This window comes from Enterobacter cloacae complex sp. IR5384, from assembly GCF_049237265.1.
Taxonomy (GTDB): Bacteria; Pseudomonadota; Gammaproteobacteria; order Enterobacterales; family Enterobacteriaceae; genus Enterobacter; species Enterobacter cloacae.
Genome location: NZ_JBMKHJ010000100.1, coordinates 1 through 1,330, shown reverse-complemented (window position 1 = coordinate 1,330; position 1,330 = coordinate 1). Strand labels below are relative to the sequence as shown.

Below are 1,330 nucleotides of genomic sequence, written 5' to 3'. Positions count from 1 at the left end.
CTGATGAATCCCCTAATGATTTTGGTAAAAATCATTAAGTTAAGGTGGATACACATCTTGTCATATGATCAAATGGTTTCGCGAAAAATCAATAATCAGACAACAAGATGTGCGAACTCGATATTTTACACGACTCTCTTTACCAATTCTGCCCCGAATTACACTTAAAACGACTCAACAGCTTAACGTTGGCTTGCCACGCATTACTTGACTGTAAAACTCTCACTCTTACCGAACTTGGCCGTAACCTGCCAACCAAAGCGAGAACAAAACATAACATCAAACGAATCGACCGATTGTTAGGTAATCGTCACCTCCACAAAGAGCGACTCGCTGTATACCGTTGGCATGCTAGCTTTATCTGTTCGGGCAATACGATGCCCATTGTACTTGTTGACTGGTCTGATATTCGTGAGCAAAAACGACTTATGGTATTGCGAGCTTCAGTCGCACTACACGGTCGTTCTGTTACTCTTTATGAGAAAGCGTTCCCGCTTTCAGAGCAATGTTCAAAGAAAGCTCATGACCAATTTCTAGCCGACCTTGCGAGCATTCTACCGAGTAACACCACACCGCTCATTGTCAGTGATGCTGGCTTTAAAGTGCCATGGTATAAATCCGTTGAGAAGCTGGGTTGGTACTGGTTAAGTCGAGTAAGAGGAAAAGTACAATATGCAGACCTAGGAGCGGAAAACTGGAAACCTATCAGCAACTTACATGATATGTCATCTAGTCACTCAAAGACTTTAGGCTATAAGAGGCTGACTAAAAGCAATCCAATCTCATGCCAAATTCTATTGTATAAATCTCGCTCTAAAGGCCGAAAAAATCAGCGCTCGACACGGACTCATTGTCACCACCCGTCACCTAAAATCTACTCAGCGTCGGCAAAGGAGCCATGGGTTCTAGCAACTAACTTACCTGTTGAAATTCGAACACCCAAACAACTTGTTAATATCTATTCGAAGCGAATGCAGATTGAAGAAACCTTCCGAGACTTGAAAAGTCCTGCCTACGGACTAGGCCTACGCCATAGCCGAACGAGCAGCTCAGAGCGTTTTGATATCATGCTGCTAATCGCCCTGATGCTTCAACTAACATGTTGGCTTGCGGGCGTTCATGCTCAGAAACAAGGTTGGGACAAGCACTTCCAGGCTAACACAGTCAGAAATCGAAACGTACTCTCAACAGTTCGCTTAGGCATGGAAGTTTTGCGGCATTCTGGCTACACAATAACAAGGGAAGACTTACTCGTGGCTGCAACCCTACTAGCTCAAAATTTATTCACACATGGTTACGCTTTGGGGAAATTATGAGGGGATCTCTCAGT

The 1,330-nt window shown here is 44.0% G+C and carries 1 protein-coding gene; it reads left to right on the top strand.

The features are described from left to right. The first annotated feature begins 107 nt into the window (after nt 1–107). Entirely contained in the window at nt 108–1,316 is a 1,209-nt protein-coding gene (locus ACOTX3_RS26010) for an IS4-like element ISVsa5 family transposase (protein WP_001339197.1), read from the top strand. The last annotated feature ends 14 nt before the right edge of the window (nt 1,317–1,330 follow it).

Excerpts from the sequence above, each read along its gene's own strand:
- ACOTX3_RS26010 (WP_001339197.1), top strand. The coding sequence starts at position 108 with ATGTGCGAACTCGATATTTTACACGACTCTCTTTACCAATTCTGCCCC.